The 380-nt window shown below is 67.1% G+C and carries 1 protein-coding gene; it reads right to left on the bottom strand.

Annotated elements, in window-relative coordinates; translation table 11 throughout:
* Positions 1–380, bottom strand: a 380-nt coding sequence (locus EOA60_RS37250; RefSeq protein ID WP_164899981.1) for a hypothetical protein, incomplete at both ends; no start/stop codon positions are given.

The raw sequence follows: 380 nt of genomic DNA on the forward strand, positions 1-380 counted from the left end.
CGGTTCCGTTGAGCGCCAGGCCTTGCACGGCGAGTTTCGAGGCAAGGAAGGAAAACGGCACCTTGCCTTTGAAATCGAGCGCCAGGGTCGGCCCGCCTGCCGTCGTCACCGTGCCGCCGCCCTTGAGACCAAGGCCCGCGCCGTCGCTGATGTTGGCGTCGAAGGCAAGCTTGCTGCCGGCAAAGGTTCCCGACGAGGATACGTTCATGCCGCCGAGGCCTGCGCCCCGCGTCTGCGAAGTCTGCACGCCCGAGGCATCGACATTGAAGGCGACCGTCGGAGTGGCCGGCGCGCCGGAGACCTTGACCGTGCCCGAGATTGAGCCTGCCGCATCGAGGCCAGGCGAGAAACTGTTTGCGAGCGAGACCGGCACCCTGGCC

Source organism: Mesorhizobium sp. M1A.F.Ca.IN.020.06.1.1 (assembly GCF_004023265.1).
Taxonomy (GTDB): Bacteria; Pseudomonadota; Alphaproteobacteria; order Rhizobiales; family Rhizobiaceae; genus Mesorhizobium.